Source organism: Rheinheimera riviphila (assembly GCF_004005945.1).
Lineage (GTDB): Bacteria > Pseudomonadota > Gammaproteobacteria > Enterobacterales > Alteromonadaceae > Pararheinheimera > Pararheinheimera riviphila.
Genome location: NZ_SACS01000038.1, coordinates 1 through 21,648, shown reverse-complemented (window position 1 = coordinate 21,648; position 21,648 = coordinate 1). Strand labels below are relative to the sequence as shown.

14 protein-coding genes and 1 pseudogene are annotated in these 21,648 nt (G+C 51.5%); 9 read left to right on the top strand and 6 right to left on the bottom strand.

Annotated features, from left to right (window positions below):
• Nucleotides 1-107 (top strand): annotated as a pseudogene (locus EOE67_RS21180) (IS110 family transposase); the annotation flags it as partial.
• 313 nt (nucleotides 108-420) lie between these two features.
• Here the strand turns inward: EOE67_RS21180 and pulA are convergent.
• From pulA to EOE67_RS19900, 4 genes are all read right to left on the bottom strand, one after another.
• A complete protein-coding gene (gene pulA, locus EOE67_RS19915) occupies nucleotides 421-4,407 on the bottom strand; it encodes a pullulanase-type alpha-1,6-glucosidase (RefSeq protein WP_127701285.1) in 3,987 nt (1,328 codons plus the stop codon).
• 72 nt (nucleotides 4,408-4,479) lie between these two features.
• On the bottom strand, nucleotides 4,480-7,386 hold the full coding sequence (locus EOE67_RS19910; protein WP_127701283.1) for a TonB-dependent receptor: 2,907 nt from the start codon (nucleotides 7,384-7,386) through the stop codon (nucleotides 4,480-4,482).
• 352 nt (nucleotides 7,387-7,738) lie between these two features.
• Nucleotides 7,739-9,508 carry an SGNH/GDSL hydrolase family protein gene (locus tag EOE67_RS19905; protein ID WP_206099680.1) on the bottom strand — a complete coding sequence of 590 codons (1,770 nt, stop codon included), beginning with the start codon at nucleotides 9,506-9,508 and terminating at the stop codon, nucleotides 7,739-7,741.
• Nucleotides 9,509-9,538: 30 nt separating this feature from the next.
• Nucleotides 9,539-11,437, bottom strand: a complete 1,899-nt coding sequence (locus EOE67_RS19900) for an SGNH/GDSL hydrolase family protein (RefSeq protein WP_127701281.1) — start codon at nucleotides 11,435-11,437, stop codon at nucleotides 9,539-9,541.
• 193 nt (nucleotides 11,438-11,630) lie between these two features.
• On the opposite strand from EOE67_RS19900, the gene EOE67_RS19895 reads away from it, so the two are divergent.
• The 3 genes from EOE67_RS19895 to EOE67_RS20590 are packed head-to-tail and all read left to right on the top strand — an operon-like array spanning nucleotide 11,631 to nucleotide 14,071.
• Complete coding sequence (locus tag EOE67_RS19895) at nucleotides 11,631-13,478, top strand: carbamoyltransferase family protein (RefSeq protein ID WP_127701278.1); 1,848 nt, start codon at nucleotides 11,631-11,633, stop codon at nucleotides 13,476-13,478.
• A gap of 26 nt (nucleotides 13,479-13,504) precedes the next feature.
• Nucleotides 13,505-13,918: an SxtJ family membrane protein gene (locus EOE67_RS19890; RefSeq protein WP_127701276.1), complete on the top strand. Its 414-nt coding sequence runs from the start codon at nucleotides 13,505-13,507 to the stop codon at nucleotides 13,916-13,918.
• Nucleotides 13,919-14,071 (top strand): DUF5989 family protein, encoded by a 153-nt coding sequence (locus EOE67_RS20590; RefSeq protein WP_164852448.1) that lies wholly within the window; start codon nucleotides 13,919-13,921, stop codon nucleotides 14,069-14,071.
• 154 nt (nucleotides 14,072-14,225) lie between these two features.
• Here EOE67_RS20590 and rsmI read toward each other — a convergent pair whose 3' ends face one another.
• Nucleotides 14,226-15,092: a 16S rRNA (cytidine(1402)-2'-O)-methyltransferase gene (rsmI, locus tag EOE67_RS19885; RefSeq protein WP_127701273.1), complete on the bottom strand. Its 867-nt coding sequence runs from the start codon at nucleotides 15,090-15,092 to the stop codon at nucleotides 14,226-14,228.
• 242 nt (nucleotides 15,093-15,334) lie between these two features.
• Between rsmI and EOE67_RS19880 the strand changes: the two genes are divergently transcribed.
• The 4 genes from EOE67_RS19880 (at nucleotide 15,335) to dolP (ending at nucleotide 18,839) form a co-directional block, all read left to right on the top strand.
• Nucleotides 15,335-17,200 carry a penicillin-binding protein activator gene (locus EOE67_RS19880; RefSeq protein WP_127701271.1) on the top strand — a complete coding sequence of 622 codons (1,866 nt, stop codon included), beginning with the start codon at nucleotides 15,335-15,337 and terminating at the stop codon, nucleotides 17,198-17,200.
• Nucleotides 17,201-17,202: 2 nt separating this feature from the next.
• Nucleotides 17,203-17,565: a YraN family protein gene (locus EOE67_RS19875; protein ID WP_127701268.1), complete on the top strand. Its 363-nt coding sequence runs from the start codon at nucleotides 17,203-17,205 to the stop codon at nucleotides 17,563-17,565.
• Nucleotides 17,566-17,649: 84 nt separating this feature from the next.
• Nucleotides 17,650-18,234: an SIS domain-containing protein gene (locus EOE67_RS19870; protein ID WP_068062239.1), complete on the top strand. Its 585-nt coding sequence runs from the start codon at nucleotides 17,650-17,652 to the stop codon at nucleotides 18,232-18,234.
• Nucleotides 18,235-18,251: 17 nt separating this feature from the next.
• A complete protein-coding gene (gene dolP / locus EOE67_RS19865; RefSeq protein ID WP_240652889.1) occupies nucleotides 18,252-18,839 on the top strand; it encodes a division/outer membrane stress-associated lipid-binding lipoprotein in 588 nt (195 codons plus the stop codon).
• Between the two features lie 96 nt (nucleotides 18,840-18,935).
• Here dolP and pmbA read toward each other — a convergent pair whose 3' ends face one another.
• Nucleotides 18,936-20,282 carry a metalloprotease PmbA gene (gene pmbA, locus EOE67_RS19860; protein ID WP_127701266.1) on the bottom strand — a complete coding sequence of 449 codons (1,347 nt, stop codon included), beginning with the start codon at nucleotides 20,280-20,282 and terminating at the stop codon, nucleotides 18,936-18,938.
• A 154-nt stretch (nucleotides 20,283-20,436) separates the two neighbouring features.
• Here pmbA and yjgA point away from each other — a divergent pair, with 154 nt between their 5' ends.
• Nucleotides 20,437-20,964 carry a ribosome biogenesis factor YjgA gene (gene yjgA, locus EOE67_RS19855; protein ID WP_127701263.1) on the top strand — a complete coding sequence of 176 codons (528 nt, stop codon included), beginning with the start codon at nucleotides 20,437-20,439 and terminating at the stop codon, nucleotides 20,962-20,964.
• Nucleotides 20,965-21,648 lie beyond the last annotated feature (684 nt).

Below are 21,648 nucleotides of genomic sequence, written 5' to 3'. Positions count from 1 at the left end.
AGTGTGCGGTGATGCGAAAATATCTGACGGGTATCTGGGCCTGCATGCAGACCCAGACTGCCTTCGATTCAACATTATTGTTCAGTGAACAACACATAAAAAATTGACAGGGAACAGAGTATCTACATTTTGACCATAAATTCATAGGCTTGCGTAGGGCGTCACTCACCGCGGAAGCGGTAGTGCGCCGGAGTTGTCTGAAAATATTGTTAAGGATGATCCTGGCAAACGGCGGACTACCTCCGGTGAGTCCGCCCTACATTTTGACCATAAATTCATAGGCTTGCGAAGCAGAAGCAGGCGCAGGTCTTGCTTTTTGCCATCTGAACAGTACGTGCTGACCCTATCCGTTGCTCTGTTAACAAAAAGCCAGACCGGAGTCTGGCTTTTGCATCTGTAAGCACCTAATCCAATAGCGGTTTATTCAACCTTATTCACTTTCAACACCGGTGCTGCACTGTCGTTGGCACTGACGGCAAACTTGTAGGCTGCAGCGTCGGTGATTTTAATTTTCAGGTTAGGCCCTGATTTCGCAAGCACTTTGTCGGTATTGATCGCCACATTCTGACCATCAGCACCACCACCGAAGTCAACCGTTGCCCAGTCGCTGGAGGCTACTTTAAACTCGTAGTCACCCGCCGCCAGATTCAGTTGCACACTGTATTGGCCTAAGCCGTTGTAGGTGAACGGATCTCTTTCCGTCCAATCGTTCATGCCGCCACGCAGGAATACTTTGGTTGCGCCGTAAGGCACATATTCACTGACCGTCAGTACTGGGGCTGTCGACACTGTGGCATTGAGTGTAAAGACATACGTAGACGTTGTCGCAAAGCTGCCTTTTAAGTTCGGGCCTGATTTCGCCAGTGTTTGTGGTGTGCCTAAAATCACATTCTGCTCACCGGCTTTTGCTCCAAAATCAACGGTCGACCAGTCACTGGACGCAACTTTGAACTCATGATCACCCGCTGTGACTGTCACTTTGGCAGAATAAACACCAGCACCATCGTAGGCAAAAGCATCTGCCTCGCCCCAACCATTCATGCCACCGCGTACATACACTGTGGTTAAACCATATGGTGCGATATCCGGTGCGCCCATCGTGGCATCCGCTTTCAGACCGACACCTTGTGCACCCACTTGTGGTTTGACAAACACTGCTGCGGTATAAGCCGGCACCACAAATTCACCATCGGCACCGACGGTATTAAAGTGCGCGTCCTGCACCACAGTGTCGGCAGAGTCTTGTAATACCTGATGTAATTCAAAACCTTGCGCTGTACGTACTTTATGGGTTTTCTCAGCATTGGTGCCGTTCACCACCACCACCACTGCATCATGTGCTGGATCCAAATCGGCCAGACCAATACCATCATCGATGCTCAGCACAATCAAACCCTGGGTCATGGTTTTACCGATGTTATGCAAACCAACCCGCGCCATCACGTCAGCACCTGTTGTCAGGCGGAACAGTGAGCTTGAACTACGAATTTGCAAAAACTCATTAAATACGTCCGAAGCAAACTCGATATTTTGCGGTGCTGCCGCGGTATTTGGGTTATTGGCAATGGGTTTAATGATTTCCCATGACGCCTGATTATCCTGCGCTAGCGGTAAACCAACATTCCAGTTGTTGCTTTGCTTGGTGAAATCCACAAAGTTAAACCAGTCGCCAGCGTCGTAGCTGTTGCGATCCATCGATTTCGAACGCAGTAAATCATCACCCATTTGCAGGAACGGAATACCCTGACTTAACAACGGGATAGCGAGCGAAATATTGTGAATACGCACCCGGTTCTCAATGCTGACTGCAGAACCAAGTTCCAGCTGCAGTTTATCCCAGATGGCTTCGTTGTCGTGTTTAGACACATAGTTAATGATATCGGCCGGATCAGTGGCGTAGCCTGCTGGCTGGCCATTCCAGGTGACACCACCGGCGGTACCGGTATTGCCCATATAATCTTTCAGTATGTAGTCCTTTAAAGTACCGGCCATGCCGATTTCAATAAAGTTCTGCTGTTGCAGATTACCGACGTCTGGATCATTGGCAAACAAGGCGGCACTGCGCACTGAGTCACGGATGCGGTCGTTAAAACTACCTACTTCAGTACCGGCCAAATTGGCCTGTCGCGCCTGCACAAAACGTGCGTCGTTAGCGACTTCACCAAAATTCCAGCCTTCACCGTAGAAATAAGTATCCGCATCAACCGCTTTTACCGCTTCCCGCGCTGCCAGAATATCGGCTTTTGGATGGTGACCCATAATGTCAAACCGGAAGCCGTCAAACTTGTACTCTTTGGCCAAAGTCACCAGCGAGTCACTGACAAACTTGCGCATCATCGCATGTTCGGTGGCGGTATTTTCACAGCAGGTTGAACGTTCGATCAGACCACTGACCGGGTTATAACGGTGGAAATAGCCCGGTACAATTTTGTCGAATACTGAGTTATCAAATAAACCCGATGAACTGGTATGGTTGTACACCACGTCCAATACCACGCGCAGGCCAATCGCATGCAGCGCCTGGTTCATCGCGCGCATTTCTTTTACCCGCGCCACACCTTCTGGCGTTGAAGCGTAAGAACCTTCCGGCACATTAAAATGATGTGGATCATAACCCCAGTTGAAGCTGTCCGTACCGCGCATCGCTTGCGCCAGGGCCTGGGCATTTTCACCTGAATTTTGGTAACCCTTCATCACGTCTTCCAGTTTGGTGGAAGCGTTCATCAGACAAACCGGCGCACTGGCGCTGATTTTACAAAGATCAGCCACAGTGTTGTTCAAGTCCACCCGTTTGGTGACATCTTCGTTGACGGTCGCCATATCAGTGGCAGGTAACATATGGAAATGGGTTAAACCACTGTCAGCCAAAGTTTTTAAGTGCTGTACCGGCGCCGAGTCCATTTCAGTAAAGGCCAGATACTTACCACGATTGGCAGCAGTCACCGACATATCGCGAACGCTGAAATCACGGATATGACCTTCATAAATCACGATATCTTCCGGATTACCTGCCGCTGGCACTTCATGACTGTCCCAGTTGGCTGGTTTGGTATCGGCATCGGCTAAATTGACAAACTGGCTGTAACGGCCATTGGTGGCGGTATTGACTGAGTACGGGTCGGTTGCCAGCACAGTTTCCACTTTTTTGGTCAGCGGATGATAAACCTGCAACTCGAAGCGGTAAAAACTACGGTTTAAGCCCGCTGCTGCGCCACTGTAACTCCAGACACCCGTGGCCGCGTTCACGGTCATGGCATGAGTTGCGGTCAGAGTTTTTGCGGCGTTATAGACTTTCAGGTTCACACTGCGCGCCGTGGGTGCCCAGACTGAAGTTTTTATATTGCTGCCTTCGTACACCACACCTAACACCGCTTCATCCGCATCGTTGGCGGCTTTGGTATACAAATCATCCAGCACTTTGGCCGCCTGCACATGCGAGGCTGACGTCAGTTTATTGGCAGAGTCATAAGCCGCCAGCACCAGTTGATTTTTGACCAGGTTTTTTGCCTGATCAGCAGTGAGCGTGGTCTTGTAAGCCGGCCAGCTTGCCAGATGCGGCACCTTAGCTTTTTGCTCGTCCGTTAATGCGGTTGGGGTCAGTTCGACACTGTCGCCATTGATGGTCAGCGTATCACTGTCGATCGCCAAATCAGCAGCTGCTGAGCTGTGTAACTTGATTTTACTGCTCCCGGTCGTTGGCGCATTCCAGACAAAAGTACCGGTATCCAGCCAATGCGCGGCGCTGTCGCTAATCTGCACGCCCAGAGACACCAGCGGATAATCAAACACCGAAGCGACGCCGGAGAAAGTCCAACCCATGCGGGAGAATTTAGCGACTTCTTTTGGCCCCATGCCAAGTTTCATATTACCGCCGCCGAGCTCTTTACCGGCGTCATCGGTACCAATATGGATAATAAAATTACCGCAATCGGAAGCCTTAGTGCCAACCCCTTCTAGCAGATTCAGTAACCAATAAGCGCCATAGTTAGGATCAACACCATTGTGAACCAAACCGTCAGCCCAACCAGCTGCAATCGAAGAAGGGGTATAAGCGGAACAAGTCTCGTCATTCCAGGTATGCAGTTTATAACCGTTATAGTTGCCATCAGCACGTTTATAAAACAACACGGCCTGGCCAGGCCCCGCCATCACCACCGGCGCCGGCGCTGTTGGATCCACGCCAATCACGCAACTTTCATTGCGCGCATCCGGCACTGTTGGCGCCGGGCATTTAATAGGTTTTGGCGCCACACAGGCGGTGCCTGCTGAGTTCGGCACCTGCGGCACATTACAGGTCAACAGCACTTTACCCGGTTCAACCGAGTCGCTGCCACCACCGCAACCGGCGAGAACCGCCAGTACACAACTTGCCATCGCAAGCTGCAGTATTTTTTTCAGGTTCAACATAAATCTATCACTCCAATTTGTCCGTTCAGGCGGGTGCGTTTGCAGAGCCCACCGCTGGTGAAATCCGCCTGTTTACATTGAGTAAGTCACGCCAAAGAAATACTGCCGGCCGAAAAACTGAATAGTGCCGGTTTGTAATTCATCACCGAAATAGCTTTTGGTCGGTTCATCGGTCAGGTTATTCACCTGGAACAACACGCCGAAATTATCCGTCACCTGATACGAGGTTTGGAAATCGAGTACCGTTTCACCGTCATAATTGACAATCTGCTCGTTCACCGCGACTTGCTCTGACACAAACGGATCGCGGAAACGCGCACTTAAACGGGCTTCAAAATTGTCGTACTCCCAGAAAAGCGTACCTGTAAAGACGTTTTCTGATAAACCTGGCAGGCTGATTTCAATACTATCGCCGCCAAGATTCGTCGGTTGTTGGATTTCACTTTCGGTATAAGAATAACTACCGCTTACGCCCAAACCTTGCCAAATGCCGGGCAGGAATTTAAAGATTTGGGTATAGGCAACTTCTGCACCACGGATATACCCACCTTTATCATTATTTACGGCAGTGGTGTAGTCACCGTTTTTCAACTCAGTGCGGACGCCCGTGACAGGATCCTCTCTATATTCAGGTACAAAAAAACCTGCTGCGGCAAAATCAAATTCAGGCGTAGTGTAAGTACTGATAAAAGACTTGATGTCTTTGTAGAACAAAGCTGCGACAAAAGCGCCTTCAGTTTCAGTGAAATAGTGCTCATACGAAATATCATATTGATCGGCATAAAATGGCCGTAAATATGGATTATTCGAACTGGAACCGCTGATAATTCCGTCATCACTGATCGACGTGCTGGTATCTGAAGCTAGACGATTGATTGGAGGGCGCGACATTACTTTAGCGGCAGCAAATCGCAACTGGTCGTCATCAGTCAACCGGAAATTTAAATTCAGCTGTGGCAAATAATCTCGGTAGGTTTCGCCCAAAATTGAAGGTGCATATTGACCGTTGATTAAGCCGGCATCATCGGTAATATTTTGCGCACCAAGTTTTGGATCGCCTTTCACATCCTGCAAAGCCGTTGCTAACTGTTTGGTTTCAACCATCCGCACGCCAAAGTTACCAGTCAGTGGAATATTAAATACATCGGTATCAATATTCGCCATCAAATAAGCTGACAACACATCTTCAAACACTTTGCCACTTTGTAGCATCGACCAGCCAGTTTGCGGTCCACCAGCGACAAATTGATCGGGCAGAACACCCGGAGTACCAGTACCCCAGGTTTTCACCGGTTGCGGAATGCCATTCGGGAACCAGGCGGCCAGCGCTTTATCTAAATCAATCGCCAGATAGCTGGGGAAATAGCTAAAGTCGCCTTTAAAATCAATAACTTTCACCATATCCTGGGTCAACCGAAGTGGTTTTTGCAGGTTGGAAAAAGCGCCGTCGTTACCAAATTCATAGACTGAACGATCATTGGCATATTCACGTTCGGAATAACGCACGCCCACTTCAAACGAGGCCAACACCGGCATATCCAGTTTGTAGCTACCGTCTAAACGTACAGCATTTAATTCATCTTTATTTTCAAACGGATAAATACCGTATTTACTGACCATCACCCGGTTGATATCAGAAAAGGCCGCAGCCTGATTAAAGCCAACATCCGGTAAATTCAACCCGTTCAGTAAATAGGAAATCGACACGTTGCTATCAAATACCGGATTGGCGACCGTTGCATCCTGCGCTACCAGCGACCACAACAAGCCATTGCGGAAGTCGCTTTCGGCACTGGAATGTGACACGTCAAAGTTCAGATTGAAATTCTCACTGACGTCCCAATCGGCATTGATCCCGTAGCTTTGTACCTGGTCAAAGTCCTGGTTATCATCGTTGACCAACTCTACCCGGGTAAAGCTGCTGGACGTCCGGTTAAAGGTTCCGCCGATCACCGAATTGCCATTGAGCACCGGATTGCCGACGGCAGCCGAAGCGCCCCCTAATTTCACCCGATAACCACGGGCAAAAGCTTTGGAGTCAAACTTGGAAATAAAGGCATCACCTTTTAACTTAAATGCATCATGCGGAACCCATTCCAATGACGCCATATAACCGTTCCGGACTTCCTCACCGCCTTTATGCTGAATTTCAAAACCTTCGCTGATAAATTCATTCGGGTCAGTTTCTTTAATACCATCCACATCTTTATTGGCGTTGTAGGCTAAACCAATAAATTGGGTGGCAACGCTTGGTTGGAATAACCGGGCATAACCCAAGGCCAACCCCAGTGTGTCATCGGCAAATTTGCCCTGATAAGAAAAACTAAAACGATCGCCCATTTCTTTGCCGTCTGGTACTTCATCAGCACGGTCATTAAACATGCCGCGGGCATTCACCATAAAAGTATGTTGTTCGGCATTCCGCAGCGGGCTGGCAGTTTCCAACTCAACCGTACCGGCCACGCCACCTTCAATTAGCGAAGCTTTTGGCGATTTGTACACGGCCGCCGAAGAAATCAGCTCTGAAGGATATTGGTCAAATTCAATACTACGGCTGCCGCTGGTCGACACCTGCTCGCGACCATTCAGGGTCGAAAACACAAAACCACCCGACATACCACGAATGTTAATTTCTGCCGCCTGACCACCAGTTCGCACCGCCGAAATACCGGGCAAACGGGTCAAGGCGTCCGCCATCGACACATCAGGTAAAGCGCCTAAGTCGTCGGCAGAAATGGTTTCGGAAACTGTGTCGTTAAACCGTTTCATATTCAGAGATTTAATCAAACTGCCTGAATAACTGCGGACTTCAATGACCTCAATTTCTTCTTTGGTGGGCTGCTTCTTAGTTGCCTGATCTTGCTCGGCAGCTGGTGCAGTGTCTTGCATTGCGGCACTGGCTTGGGCCGCAGACAAGCCGGGCGCAAACCCCGCAGCTGCAATCGCCAGCGTTAACACACTTAATTTGAACTTTGACATGCCTTTGTCCCCGGGATGGTTTTTATTGTAATGACCCTGGACGGTACCGTTGCTACTGCTTGGTTCAACAAGGAGCCGCAATGGCACCCTGCTGAAAATTCAGACGGCAGTTATCCTAAGTCACTGAGAGAAATTCAGAATTCTGTGTCTAATAAATAAACAGTGGCTGAGCGACTTACAACATGAATACGTATTCAGCCCGGAACTTTCGCACAATGACAGTGCGAACGACATGTTCACTGCTTGAGGATAGTGCAACAGAGGGATTTTGGGGAAATGACGATGGCGATTTTGCACCCATCAGGTGCTGGCTGTTCCTGCGCTGCACCTGAACTGAATTTCTGCTTGATGATTAGCGACAGCTGACCGGTCGCCCGGCGATGGATGGTGCCCGTTGGCACCGTTGCTGATAGTACTGGCTTTCGCTGTGGCGTCCCTGCTGTTGCAACAAGCGAGCGGCAGTGGCCTGCAGTTGGGCCTGTTCGGGCATCGCATCAGCCAGGATCAGGCTGGTTTTCAGCTGCATCGGCAGATCGCCAGCCGCTTGATACTTTGCCAGCGACTGTTGCATCAGCGTCAGCCAACTAATGTTATCAGCAAAAAAATCCAGCCCCAGTTGCTGCTGCCAGTCGTTGGCTTTGGGCAATTGCACCGGCTGCGCCTTTTCCACAAAGGGGTAATCTGCGGTTAAGGTGGCAATGCGGGCAAAAGCGGCGTATTCCTCAGCTGGCAATACCGGCCGCAGCGTCCAGGCTTGCGCCGTGCTTTCCTGAACGGTCATCTTTGGTAATTGTTGTTGCTGCGCTGCCAGCGCCTGATAAAAGCGGTCGGCAATCACAAAATAACCAGGCAAATTTGGATGCAGATGTTCCAGCATCAACTCGCGGCCAATCAAACCACCGGTCGAATGCTGTGCCAGTGCTTGTTCGGTCTCGACCAAAGTGGCGCCAAATGCCACCGCCAATTGCCGGTGAATTTTATTGATGTCGCTGGGTGCCCGAAAGCGCAGTTGGTCTAAATCCCGCGCCAGTTCCAGATAAATTTTGGCCTCGTCAAACCGTTGCTGCGAGCGCAACCACTGCCCCAATTCAAACGCCAATAAACCATGTTGCTGCTCTTCAATCATGTCGCGAAGCGCTGCCAGTTTGATGGCGTTGCTTTTGGGATCGGCGCCGGGATTGGAGCTAGCAAGTTCTGCCAGTAATTGGCGCTGCGACGTGGTCAACGGCGGACTTTGAAACGGCGGTTGGTCAGCGATATTACTGGCGACAGTTGCCAGAAACACCGGTACGCCCGCTTGTTGATAGTTGCCAAGCAACGTGGTCAGATTGCGCTGATACTGCGCCAAGCCTGCTTGATAAAGCTCTGAATGCAATGCAATAAACTGACTTTTCGCCAGCCGCGCCATTAAGGTACGTTTTTGCTGAGGTGCCGCAGTTTGCTCGGTTCCTGCCGGGGCTATGGCAGTGGTCAGCTGTTCGACCGCCTGATAAAGCCGGTACGGACGCAGCGCTAAACTTAACCTTGTGAATACCGAAGAATCGAGCCCCGACTCAGCTGCCCCCACGCCAAGAATGCCAACATATTCATTGTGTCCGGCGTAAATCAGTACCGCATCGGGTTGCTGCGCAATAATGTCGTTGGCGTAACTTAGCATGCTGTAACTATTAACCGCCGACATCGCTGTATTAATGACTTCCACCTGATGTTCCGGCCAGCTGCGTCTGAGCCTGCCTTCCAGCAACCCCGCCAGCGATGCGCCTAAACCATAAGGATAACCCGCCGCTGACGACTCTCCCTGCACAAAAATCCGCAGGCCGTTGGCCGGCTTTTCCGCCAGAAAATACTGCGGTTCGATGGTGACATTGGGTGGCGTGACGCCGGTTGGCACAAAACGCAGCACCGCATCGGGCCTTGGGGTGAGATAGGCCGGATGCGCCGGGTGCGGCACAAATAACGGTAAATCCATGCCAAAACCAACCAGTCGCAGTAATCCTTCTGCCAGCAATAACAGCAGCAGCGGCATGGCTGCTAGCACTAGCCAGAATAAAGGCCGAACCGCGTTATTTGACGGAACCGGATTGCTTGATTGAACCGGCGGCTGTCGATGGCTTTTTTTCATGGCGTGGCTCTTTTCATGGTGCAGTTCTTTTCATGGAGTAGCTCCGCTGTTGCTGTGACTACCAGCGAGTGCGGCTTTTAACCGCGCCTGTTGTTGCTGCGCGACCTGATGATCTGGTTGTTGTTGCAGGATCAACGCCAGCTGCGCCAAAGCACCCGGCACATCACCGATGCTGGTCAGGGTGCGGGCCAACATCAGTCGGTATTGCAGATCGGCCGGCTGCAATTGCAGTGCCCGACCATGATAAAAACGCGCCATCAACCCATCACCGGCCATAAAATAAAACTGACCGGCGGCAAAGGCGATATCCGCTTTAAACGGCAAGGCATCGGACAACAACGCCGCTATTTTCGCCGCATTGGGTGCATCACGTTGTTGCTGATAAAAATTTAATAATTGCTGATGTAAACCAAGCCAGTCGCCGCCTTGGACCAACTGCGCGGCCAGCTGTTGCAGCGCCGGTGGTGGCAGCTGATGGGTAAAATCAGTAAGCATAGGCGGTGGAAGTTGATTGTGTTGATCAAAAGGGTAATCCGCCAACAGCACGGCAATTTTGTAGTTGGCATGCGCCAGGTCCAACACCGACAACAAATTTGTTGGCGCTGGAGTGATTGTGGCTGTGGTTGCAGCTGCTGTCGTTGTTGCGGCATCGCTGCCCTGCGTTGCCTGCAGTAATCCGGCGCGGCTTAAACTACGCCACCAGCTGTCGGCCAGCAGTTGATACCCACGCTCATTCGGATGCACATGTTCCAGCAATAATTCCGCCCCCAAAATACCGTCGTGGCTGTGCTGACGAAATAAGGTTTCGGCATCCGCCAGCCAAACGCCAGCAGTGTTACTTTGTTCGCGTAGCAGCTGATTAAAGACTGTTGGTGCGCGAAACCTTAATAAATCCAAATCTTTAGCCTGCTGTAACGCTTGCTGTGCCGCTTCCGGCTGCCGATTCGCCAGCAGCGCTTTGCCATAGCGGTAATGCAACAATGCGTCTTCGGGCGCAGCTTTTAATAACGCCGGTAGCTGTTGCAAAGTTGCGGTTGCAGATAATTCCGCGGCAAGATCCGGTGGCGACTGGCTTTGGTCGGCCAGAAAAGGCGCATACTCCAGCTCATTGCTGACCAGTGTCGTCAACAGCAGCGGCACCCCGGCTTCACGCGCTAATTCACTGATTTCAGATAAATTGTCCCGGAATTGCTTAACACCGGCCAGATAAGCCTCGCTGTTGAGCGCGATTCCAGATTGACTCGCCATCTGGGCCATCGTCGTTTGCCCACTTTGCCGCTGTGGCGCTGGCATTACCGCTTGCAACAGCTGTTGTACCAGCTGATATAACCGCCACTGTTTTAACTGTAACCACCACAGCGTTAGCTGCCGGTTTGGACTGGCCTGAAACTGTGAGCCCACGCCGAGCAAACCGACATATTCATTGTGCCCCAGGTACAGCACAATGGCGTCAGGCTGCACCGCCAACAGTTCCGGCATGATGTCGAGCACGGTGTAACTGTTGATCGCCGCCATCGCCGTAGAAATCACTTCGATCTGCAGCCCATCCGCTTGTTGTTTCAGCCGTTGTTGCAGCAGAGCCGCAGGCGAGCCAAAGCGACCATAAGGAAAACCGGCTGCTGTCGACTCCCCCGCCACCAGCAGGCGCAACGAACCTTTGGGTTTTTCTGCCAGAAAATACTGACTGTCCGGCGCCACCGGCGGCGCCTGACGCGGATCGTCGACATATCGGCGCACCAACAGCGGGTTTGGCTGCAGATAACCCGGCTCTGGCGCTGGTACAAACAACGGATAACTGGCGCCAAAACCAGCCAGCCGCAGCACGACTTCAAGCACCAACAGCAGCACCAATGGCAATGTCCACAACACCAGATAAAAACTGCGCGGCGTTGGTTTTGCGGGTGGAATGTTGCTGTTCACTTGGCGCATGCCGGTCCTTATTTGCTGCTGTTATTTGCTGATGATCTCGTCAGTTGGCTACGAAGTCATGCCAACAGCCGGGACTCGACGCCGGTAGATTTTCGTAATATAACAACAGTATCGAACCCATTCAGCTTTGCCAAGCCCTGCGCCATACCGCTGAGCCCTCACCGGAGCTCAGCCAGCGCTGCAATTGAGAGTTATGCAGAAAATATTAGGTATTTCATGCTTTTACCACGATAGTGCTGCCGCCTTATTGGTGGGCGGTAAGCTGGTCGCGGCAGCGCAGGAAGAAAGATTCAGCCGGTTAAAACACGATCCGGCATTTCCGGCACAGGCCATTCAAAGCTGTTTAGATCAAGCCGGGCTGACGCTGGCAGACATCGACGCCGTGGTGTTTTACGACAAGCCACTGTTGAAGTTTGAACGTTTGCTGGAAACTTTTCTGGCACACGCCCCTTTTGGTTTGCCAGCTTTTTGCCGGGCGATGCCGGTGTGGCTGAAAGAAAAACTTTTGCTCAAAACCGTGCTGCGCCAAGAATTGATGGCGCTGTCGGGTCTGGCTAAAACTGCCTTGCCAAAATTGTTATTCAGTCAGCACCATCAGGCGCATGCGGCGTCGGCGTTTTACCCAAGCCCATTTTCGCGGGCTGCGGTGCTTTGCCTGGATGGCGTTGGTGAATGGGTCAGTGCCTCGATTTGGCTGGGTGAAAATGAGCAACTGACGCCGCTGTCAGAGCAACATTTTCCGCATTCACCGGGTTTATTGTATTCGGCCTTTACCAGCTATTGCGGCTTTAAAGTGAATTCCGGCGAATACAAATTAATGGGCCTGGCACCTTATGGTGAGCCGGTGTATGTCGATTTAATTTACCAACATCTGCTGACTTTACATGAAGATGGCAGTTTTGTGCTGAATCCGGATTATTTTGATTTTGCCGTGGGTAAGCGGATGACCAGCAGCAAATTCCACCGCTTATTTGGCGGGCAACCACGGCGTGCCGATGAGCCGATCAGCCAAAAACAGATGGATTTAGCCCGTTCTATTCAGCAAGTGATCGAAGATATTGTGTTGAAAATGGCGTGGCACGCCAAACAATTGACCGGCTGCCAGGCAGTCTGTCTGGCCGGTGGCGTGGCGCTCAATTGTGTCGCCAATGGCCGCTTAATGCGCGAAGGCCCATTTAAACAGGTCTGGATCCAGCCCGCTGCCGGTGATGCCGGCGGCGCGGTTGGCGCTGCTTATCTGGCGTGGCATCAGTACGCCGGACAGCCACGGCAACTGGCCGCTGGCGCGCCCGATCAGATGCAAGGCAGTTACCTGGGACCCGAATATAGCGACGCCGCGATTGAGCAGCAATTGCAGGCACAACAACTGTCTTATGTGCGCCTGACCGATCAAGAACTCCACCCACAAGTGGCTGATTTACTTGCCAATGGCAAAGTAGTTGGTTGGTTTCAGGGGCGAATGGAATTTGGACCACGGGCACTTGGCAATCGCTCAATACTTGGCGATCCACGCAGCCCACAGATGCAAAGTGTGCTGAATTTAAAAATCAAAAACCGCGAGTCGTTCCGGCCTTTTGCGCCAGCGGTACTGCAGGAAATGGCCAGCCGCTATTTTCAGCTGATTGGTACCAGCCCTTATATGCTGTTGTGTTGCCAGTTGCGGCCAGAGTTATTGTTGCCGCTAGCCGAAGCAGCCCCCGTCAGCAGTGGTTTTGCCCGGCTGGCTGAACAACGCTCGACCCTACCCGCCATTACCCACGTCGATTTAAGTGCCAGAGTACAAACGGTGGATGCCAGTACCAATCCCAGATTTCATGCACTATTGCAGGCATTTTACCAGCAGGCGGGCGTGGCGGTGTTGATCAATACCTCTTTTAACGTGCGCGGTGAGCCACCGGTCTGCAGCCCAAAAGATGCCATCGAAGGTTTTCTGGCGACCGATATGGATGTGCTGGTGCTGGGTAATTACCTGTTACTTAAAAAAAACCAGCCACAAGCGGCCATCGACCGTGCGCGCGCTCGTGAGTTTGCCGATGACTAACCACAGACTGCAGCTAAGGGGAAATCATGCTCAAAGCTAAACTGCTCAAACCCACCGACCATGCCGGTCTGCGCCGGTTTGGCGTCAGCATTGGCCTGGCGCTGCCGCTGATCTTCATGGCGTTATTGCCCTGGTTATTCAATTACAGCACACCGTTGTGGCCGGTGTTGATCCCGCTCTGGCTATTGCCGCTGGCGATGCTCACACCAGGTTTATTGTATTACCCGTACCGGTTGTGGATGGCGGTATTTGGAGTGGTCGGCATCATCAATACCTACCTGATTTTAAGCCTGGTGTTTGTGCTGTTGATCACGCCAATGGGACTGCTCCTGCGGCTGCTTGGCAAACTGCAATATCAGAAAAGTCGCAGCGTTAGTGAACACAGCAACTGGCAAAACTCCGTAGCCCCAGCGGCAAAAAACTTAGAGGAACCCTTTTAAATGCAAGAATTTCTGCAGGATTTATGGGCATTTTTAAAAGTGCGTAAAAAGATGTGGCTACTGCCGGTAGTAGTGATTCTGGCGTTATTGGGCGCATTGGTCGTCGCCAGCCAACAATCAGCATTGGCCGGACTGATTTATACGTTGTTTTAGGGACCGCGCCGGAGATTTGACCAGTTGCATCCATGATGACAACTTTTAACACCCAATTCACACCTACTTGGCTGGCGTCAGCGACACGATTGCGGCGCTACAGCCAACAGCCTATGGCACATCAAGTCCACTTTTTGACCATGCCAGGGGGGATTTATTCCTGCGCCAAATCCCAGCTCAACCCCAACTTATACAACGCATTTTTCTTCTCGCCATGAATTTCGGCGGTCAGCGCGGCGGCTTTTTTCAGCGGTAATTCGCTCATCAGTAACTTCAGGGTTTTTTGCGCCGCCGGGTGAATATCATCATCCGGTTTGTCAGCTGGAGGCGCGATCATCAGCACCATTTCGCCCTGACAACGCTGCGGATCTTCTTCCAGCCAGGCGGTGATACTTTGCGCAGTACCGTGGCAAAAATGCTCGAAGGTTTTACTGATTTCTTTTGCTAGCACCAGCTCACGCTCGTCACCAAAGACTACCGCCACATCGGCCAGCGTGTCTTTCACCCGCCGTGCTGCTTCGTAAGTAATTAAGGTGCCAACATTGGCCGGAATATCGGACAGCACCTGTTGGCGCTGGCCACTTTTAGCCGGTAAAAAGCCGATAAAATGAAATTTGTCGGTCGGTAAACCAGCGCAGCATAAAGCGGCAATCAGCGCGCAGGGGCCAGGAATTGGCACAATTTTCACCCCGGCGTCGCGGCACAATCGCACCAGACTATAACCTGGGTCAGAAATCAGTGGTGTACCGGCGTCGGATACCAGCGCTACGCTTTCACCGGCCTGTAGCTTTTGCAGCAAACTGGCGGCACGTTGTTTTTCATTGTGGTCGTGCAATGATAAAAACCGCGCCGAAATATTAAAATGACTCAGCAATTTACCACTATGCCGGGTATCTTCTGCCGCCACCCAGGCCACTTCGCGCAGCACCTGTAATACGCGTTGACTGATGTCATCCAGATTGCCAATGGGGGTGGCGACAATAAATAACGAACCGGCTGCGCCGCTATGCTGTTGAGTCATATTCAAAATCCAGATACTGGCAAGGTTTGCACCTGCGGGGAAAATTCAGCCAAAACGCTTGAGCACTGACTTGGGCTGGCGTGATCCGGCGACAGAAATGGTATAAGATGACACCCATTCGTGGCCTATTGTAACTGTGCATTGTGAAATCCAGCAAATTCCAGCTTTGTCTGAGCCTTAGTTGTGCTCTTGTCCTCGCCAGTTGCGGTCAAACTCCGCCGCCTGCGCCGGTAAAACCGCCGGTGGTGAAACCCGTGGTAGCGCCTGTTGCCGACACCTCGTTACAGGAAGAAGCCGAAGCAGAGGCCTTTCGACTGAAGACCGAAATGGCACAGTCCAGTGCAGCGCAAGCGGCCGCGATGCCGGTGGCGCAGGATGAAACCGAGCAACAACAACGCGATCTGCTGGCCGAAGCACAACAATTACTGGCGTCCAATCAAAACCTGCCACGCGCTCTGGCCATCACTCATTCGTTACGAGATTCCAGTTACGGTTTGATCCGCCAACAGAATATGTTGCCGCTGCTGCAAAGTTATCTGGCAAGCCAGCAATTTGCCACGCTGGAATTGTGGTTGGCCGATCAACAGCTGACGGACGTTGCCCCAAATGATCGCAGTCGTTTTACAGAATTAGCAGCTGGATTTTATCAATCGCAAAAACAATTAGTACCAGCGCTGCGCTGGTTACTGGCGCAGGATGAACTGGCTGGTAATGCCAAAGCTGATGCTAAGATGCAGGATTTGTTGTGGTCGCAGCTCGTACAGCTAAATCCGGCTGAATTGCAGCAACTGTCGAAAAATGCCCGCCCGCGCGCTGCAGCCTGGCTCAATCTGGTGCAAATTGCACTGAGTTTTGCCGGTGACGCTGCCTCGATGACAGCCGCACTACAAGACTGGCAACAACGCCACCCGGGCATGCCGGCACTTGCTGATTTACCTTCTTCTATCAACACCTTAGCCAATACCCCAGCCTATCAGCCGCAGCGGATTGGCGTGGTCTTGCCATTATCAGGCCCGTTTAAAGCGCTGGGTGAAGCGGTGCAGCTGGGCCTGGTGAGTGCTAATACCAGTGCCAATACCAGTGCCAGTACTACTGCCAGTTCAAGCACCAATACCGAAATTGCAACCACTGGCCGCAGCTTAGTGTTTATCGACAGCACCCTGCCCGCCGCCGACATCGCTGCAGCATTGGAATTAGCCCAGGTCGAATTTGTGATTGGGCCTTTGCTGCGTGAAGACGTCGACAAAGTGCAGTCGTTACCGAACTGGCGCTGGCCGACCTTGTTTTTAAACAGCAAGCAAAACAGCGATGTAGCGCCGGTTGCCGATCAGTTCTACTTCTCGCTCAGCGCCGAAGACGAAGCGGCGCAGATGGTCGATTTATTCCGGCAACAACATTATCAGCACCCGATCCTGATCAGCGCGCAAAACCCAATCAGTCAGCGGATGGCGCAACATTTTCAGCAAATGTGGCAACAAAATGGCGGCAAGGTTGTTGAATCTTATACCTATAACAATCAGGAAGAACTGCGCACCTTAATCAACACCTTCCTGGAAACTGCTGCAAGCACCGAGCGGATCAAAGAGCTGGAGCGTTTTACCGGCCGTTCAGTCAAGGCCGAAATGCACAGCCGGCTGGATATCGACGCCATTTATTTATTGGCCGATCCGGCGCAAACCCGCCTGGTGAAACCTTTTATTGACGTAACGGTAAGCCCAACGGCGCCAGCGCTGCCGGTGTACGCCAGTTCACGCAGCCATAGTCTGGCCATCGATCGCACTGATATCCGCGATTTGGCTGGCTTAACCATGACCGAAATGCCGTGGCTGGTGCCGCAAGCGCAAAAATCGGCATTACGCACTGAATTTGAGACCTTATTCGCCGAGCAAGACGAAACCCAACAACGGCTGTTTGCGATGGGCCACGACGCCTTGACGCTGGTGGGGCGGCTGAAGCAACAACAGCTATTTCCGTCGCTGGTTTATCATGGCCTTACCGGCAGTTTACGTCTGACGCCGCAGCAAGCTGTTCAGCGGCAATTAACGGTGGCGACGTATCGTGGCGGTAAACTGGTTCCGCAAAACGGTCCATTGGGTCAAGGTAAGTAGCGATGGCCAAAGCCGATGTTGTCAACGGCAATGACAGCGGCTTTTATTTCGAATCGCTGGCGCTGGAATTTTTACTACAACAAGGGTTAAAACTGCATAGCCGTAATGTCAGCTGTCGGTTTGGCGAAATCGATTTAATTTGTCAGCTGGCCGAAAAGTGGGTGTTTGTCGAAGTAAAGTACCGGCGCAGCGACGCATATGGCGGAGCCGCCGCGGCAGTCACCCCCAGCAAACAACAAAAACTCAGGCAAACCGCCGCCTGGTTTTTACAACAACAGCGCAGTCAAGCTGGCTGCCGATTTGATGTGGTGGCTATTTCCGGTGACAGCCCTTATCAAATCAATTGGATAACTAATGCTTTTTAAATAAGCGCTTTTTAAATAAGCGCGTTTTAAAAGAATGCTGTTTAGATCAACGTATCTTAATTTGCTTTAGCAGGAACCAGGCGCATGCAAGAACATATTCGGCAGCTGTTTACCGAAAACATCCAGACCATGATCGCCACTGGCGAAGCGTTGGCCGAGCCAATTGAAAGTGCGGCGCTGACCATCGTCCACGCGCTGATTAATGACCGCAAAGTGCTGTGTTGTGGCGAAGGTGCCGCGCGGGCTTTAGCCAGTCACTTCTCGCAATTGCTGGTCGATCAGTTCGAAACCGAGCGGCCCTGTTTACCAGCGCTGGCATTACAAACTGAATTATCCGGCCTGCAAAGTGCCAACCAGCATCAGGATTATCTGGCGCGCCAGGTAAGGGCTTTAGGTCAGGATGGCGATATTCTGCTGGTGTTGTCACTCAGCGGCGACGAGCAAAATCTAATTAAAGCGGTTGAAGCGGCGCTGACCAAAGATATGACTGTCGTCGCGCTCACGGTCGACAATAACGGTGAATTGTCGGGATTACTCGGAAATACCGACGTCGAATTGCGGGTGCCGGTGCATCGTCCGGCCCGGGTATTCGAGTGTTACGCATTTTTATTACATTGTGTCTGTGAACTCATCGACAACACATTGTTTCCACAACAAGATGAAGCCTAAGCTTCAAGGAGTGTTAAATGTCTGATTTTAAACCAATGATCAAACTGGCTGCCGTGATCAGTCTGACGATGTTATTGCAGGCCTGCGCTGCGGCAGTGGTTGCCGGTGGCGCTTCAGCTGTCACTTCCGCCTCCGACCGCCGCACCCTCGGTTCACAAATTGACGACAGCAGCATTGTGGTCAAAGCCGAACGCGCGCTGGAAGCCAACAAAACGCTGGACGAACAAGCGCATATCAACGTGAACAGCTACAACGGTATTTTACTGCTGACCGGTCAGGCGCCAAGCCAGGACATGCTCGACACCGCCAACCAGCTGGTACAGGGCATTCAGGGTGTCAAAGACGTGCAAAACCAAATCCGCGTTGGCAACCCGATTTCCTTCACCACCCGTAGCCGCGACAGCTGGATCACCACGCGCGTGAAAAGCCTGTTAGTGGCCGACAAAGAAATCAGCGCCTTGAATATTAAAGTGATTACCGAAAGCGGCGAAGTATTCCTGATGGGTCTGGTTTCCAGCACCGAAGCCGACAAAGCCGTCGAAATCGCCCGCCACGTCAATGGCGTGTCACGCGTGATTAAGGCATTTGAGACCAGTTATAACTAGTTGTTAATTTCGGGGTCTGATCAAAAATAAAAAAGGGGACAGCGTCAATTGTGAACAGATATCTGTGAACAATGAACGCTGTCCCCTTTTAAATAATTAATGCCCGGCGATTTGCATCTGGCCGATCAGTACTGAACCGGTCAGTACGCCACCGCGTTTATCAACATCATTGCCAACAGCGGCGATATCAAAAAACATTTCTTTCAGATTACCGGCGATGGTGATTTCCGATACCGGATATTGCACCTGACCGTTCTCAACCCAAAAACCAGCAGCGCCGCGCGAGTAATCGCCGGTCACACCGTTGACGCCTTGGCCCATCAGTTCGGTGACCAACAAGCCGGTGCCCATATCCCGCAGCAACTGCGCTAAATCAGCATCACCGTGACTGACCATCCAGTTGTGAATGCCACCGGCATGACCTGAGCTTGGTAAACCTAACTTACGACCGGAGTAGCTGGTGGTCAGATATTGATTCAGCACGCCGTCGGTAATGATCTGGCGGTCGATGGTTTTTACGCCTTCGCTGTCAAACGGGCTACTGGCCAGCGCGCGACGTAAATGCGGTTGTTCGATGATATTAATTTTCGAAGAAAGAACTTGCTGGCCAACTTTATCCAGCAAAAAGCTCGACTTACGGTATATAGCACCACCGCTAATTGCCGACACTAAATGGCCGAACAAGCTGCTCGCGATATCAGCGCGGAAAATCACCGGCACTTTTTGGGTGCCGAGTTTACGGCTGTTTAAGCGGTTGATAGTTTCCAAAGCGGCTTCGCGGCCAATTTGCTCGGATGATAACAGCAACCCCAGCTCGCGGCTGACGGTGTAGCTGTAATCACGTTGCATATCGTCGCCATCTTCACCAATCACCGAGCAGCTTAAGCTATGACGGCTGCTTGGATAACCAACCAGCTGGCCGTGGCTATTACCATAAACTTTTAAGCCCTGGTGCGATGAAAACGACGCGCCATCAGAATTGGTGATCCGGCTATCAACAGCAAAGGCTGCCTCTTCGGCGGCCACACACATGGCGATCGCTTGTTCGGTGCTGACATCTGCTGGATGGAATAAATCTAAATCCGGTGGAGAGAATTCCAGCGCGTCTTTATCGGCGAGGCCGGCACATGGATCTTCAGAGGTGTAACGGGCGATATCGATCGCCGCTTCGACAGTGCGTTTTAACGCCGCCGGGCTTAAGTCTGCAGTGGAAGCTGAACCTTTGCGCTGACCAACATAAATGCTGATGCCAAGGCCACCGTCCTGATTAAATTCAACAGTTTCCACTTCGCCGTGGCGGGTTTCGACACTTAAGCCACGGGTGCGGTTCATCGAGGCTTCGGCGCTGCTAGCGCCTAGCTGTTTGGCATGCGCCAGCACCTGGCCGACAGCCGCTTTTACTTCATCAATTTCTTGCCAAATGGTTGGGGTATGAGAGCTCATCAGGTCACTTTTGTCCGTTGCAACAGATATCTGCCAAGCTTACCACAAGCATTCCCCATTCGGCCTTAGCTTCGATAGCCAAAATCATTGCATAGGACGTGCTGACGCTTTTTTGATATACTTGTCGCAATTTTACGACGGATTAAACAGAGATATGGCAGATATTACCGATTTTACCCATGGCGACGACTGGGACCGCGAAGAAGGCAAAAGTAAAACCCAAATCAAAAAAGAGATGCTGGCGCTACAGGAACTAGGCGAAGAGCTGGTGTCATTAAGTGCCAGTAACCGCGCCAAATTACCGCTCGATGAAGAGCTGATCCACGCACTGCAACTGGCTGATAAATTAAGCAAAAAACACGAAGCATTACGCCGGCATATTCAGTTTATCGGCCGTTTAATGCGTACCCGCGATTTAGAGCCGTTAGAGCGTGGCCTCGCGATTATCCGCAACACCAATCAGGCCGCGACTCGTAAATTCCACCTGGTGGAAGACTGGCGCGACAAGCTGATCGCCAGCAACGACGCCTTAACCGAATTTGTCGCCGAATACCCGGATGTCGATGTGCAACAACTGCGCACCCTCATTCGGAACGCGAAAAAAGAACAGGAAAAAAACCAGCCACCGAAGGCTTTTCGCGAACTGTTTCAGTTTGTGAAACCGTTTATTCTGGAAGAGTGATTGTTGCTGGGTGTGCTGATGTAGGCATACAACATGCGGCGGACTACCGCTGACGCGGTGAGTCCGCCCTGCGCGTTTCAAAGAAAATGTTATTGTTCAATAAAGAATTGTAGGGCGCTACTCACCGCGATAGCGGTAGTACGCCGCATGGTGTTACTCACCGCGACAGCGGTAGTACGCCGCATGGTGTTACTCACCGCGACAGCGGTAGTACGCCGCCATCCATTTGGCCACAAACCTTTACAATTTTTTAATCGGTTCGTTGCAACGACAATTCCAAGGCTTTGATTTCATTGCGTACAATAATTAATGGAATAATCCCAATTACCCCCAAATACTGGTTTGCGATACCTAATTGCCACTCCAGAGGAATTGCAGTAACTCCACTGAATAACATGCCCACGATAAAAAAATAGAGCCAATATCTGATTTTCAAATTAGGGGTCAAGGTTAAACCTCAAAAAAATTAATACATTTTACGGCGGACTACCGCTGACGCGGTGAGTCCGCCCTACGCGAGCTTCAAGAAAATGTTATTGATAAATAAAGAATTGTAGGGCGCTACTCACCGCGTTAGCGGTAGTACGCCGTATGGTGCTACTCACAGCGATAGCGGTAGTACGCCGCATGGTGTTACTCACCGCGACAGCGGTAGTACGCCGCATGGCGCCATCGGTATAACAC

Bases quoted from the DNA above. Each gene is read 5' to 3' on its own strand.
- EOE67_RS19895 (WP_127701278.1), top strand. From the start codon at position 11,631: ATGCAGAAAATATTAGGTATTTCATGCTTTTACCACGATAGTGCTGCC.
- dolP (WP_240652889.1), top strand. From the start codon at position 18,252: ATGTCTGATTTTAAACCAATGATCAAACTGGCTGCCGTGATCAGTCTG.
- EOE67_RS19900 (WP_127701281.1), bottom strand. From the start codon at position 11,437: ATGCGCCAAGTGAACAGCAACATTCCACCCGCAAAACCAACGCCGCGC.
- rsmI (WP_127701273.1), bottom strand. From the start codon at position 15,092: ATGACTCAACAGCATAGCGGCGCAGCCGGTTCGTTATTTATTGTCGCC.
- EOE67_RS20590 (WP_164852448.1), top strand. From the start codon at position 13,919: ATGCAAGAATTTCTGCAGGATTTATGGGCATTTTTAAAAGTGCGTAAA.
- yjgA (WP_127701263.1), top strand. From the start codon at position 20,437: ATGGCAGATATTACCGATTTTACCCATGGCGACGACTGGGACCGCGAA.
- EOE67_RS19870 (WP_068062239.1), top strand. From the start codon at position 17,650: ATGCAAGAACATATTCGGCAGCTGTTTACCGAAAACATCCAGACCATG.
- EOE67_RS19905 (WP_206099680.1), bottom strand. From the start codon at position 9,508: ATGAAAAAAAGCCATCGACAGCCGCCGGTTCAATCAAGCAATCCGGTT.
- EOE67_RS19890 (WP_127701276.1), top strand. From the start codon at position 13,505: ATGCTCAAAGCTAAACTGCTCAAACCCACCGACCATGCCGGTCTGCGC.
- EOE67_RS19875 (WP_127701268.1), top strand. From the start codon at position 17,203: ATGGCCAAAGCCGATGTTGTCAACGGCAATGACAGCGGCTTTTATTTC.
- EOE67_RS19910 (WP_127701283.1), bottom strand. From the start codon at position 7,386: ATGTCAAAGTTCAAATTAAGTGTGTTAACGCTGGCGATTGCAGCTGCG.
- pulA (WP_127701285.1), bottom strand. From the start codon at position 4,407: ATGTTGAACCTGAAAAAAATACTGCAGCTTGCGATGGCAAGTTGTGTA.
- pmbA (WP_127701266.1), bottom strand. From the start codon at position 20,282: ATGAGCTCTCATACCCCAACCATTTGGCAAGAAATTGATGAAGTAAAA.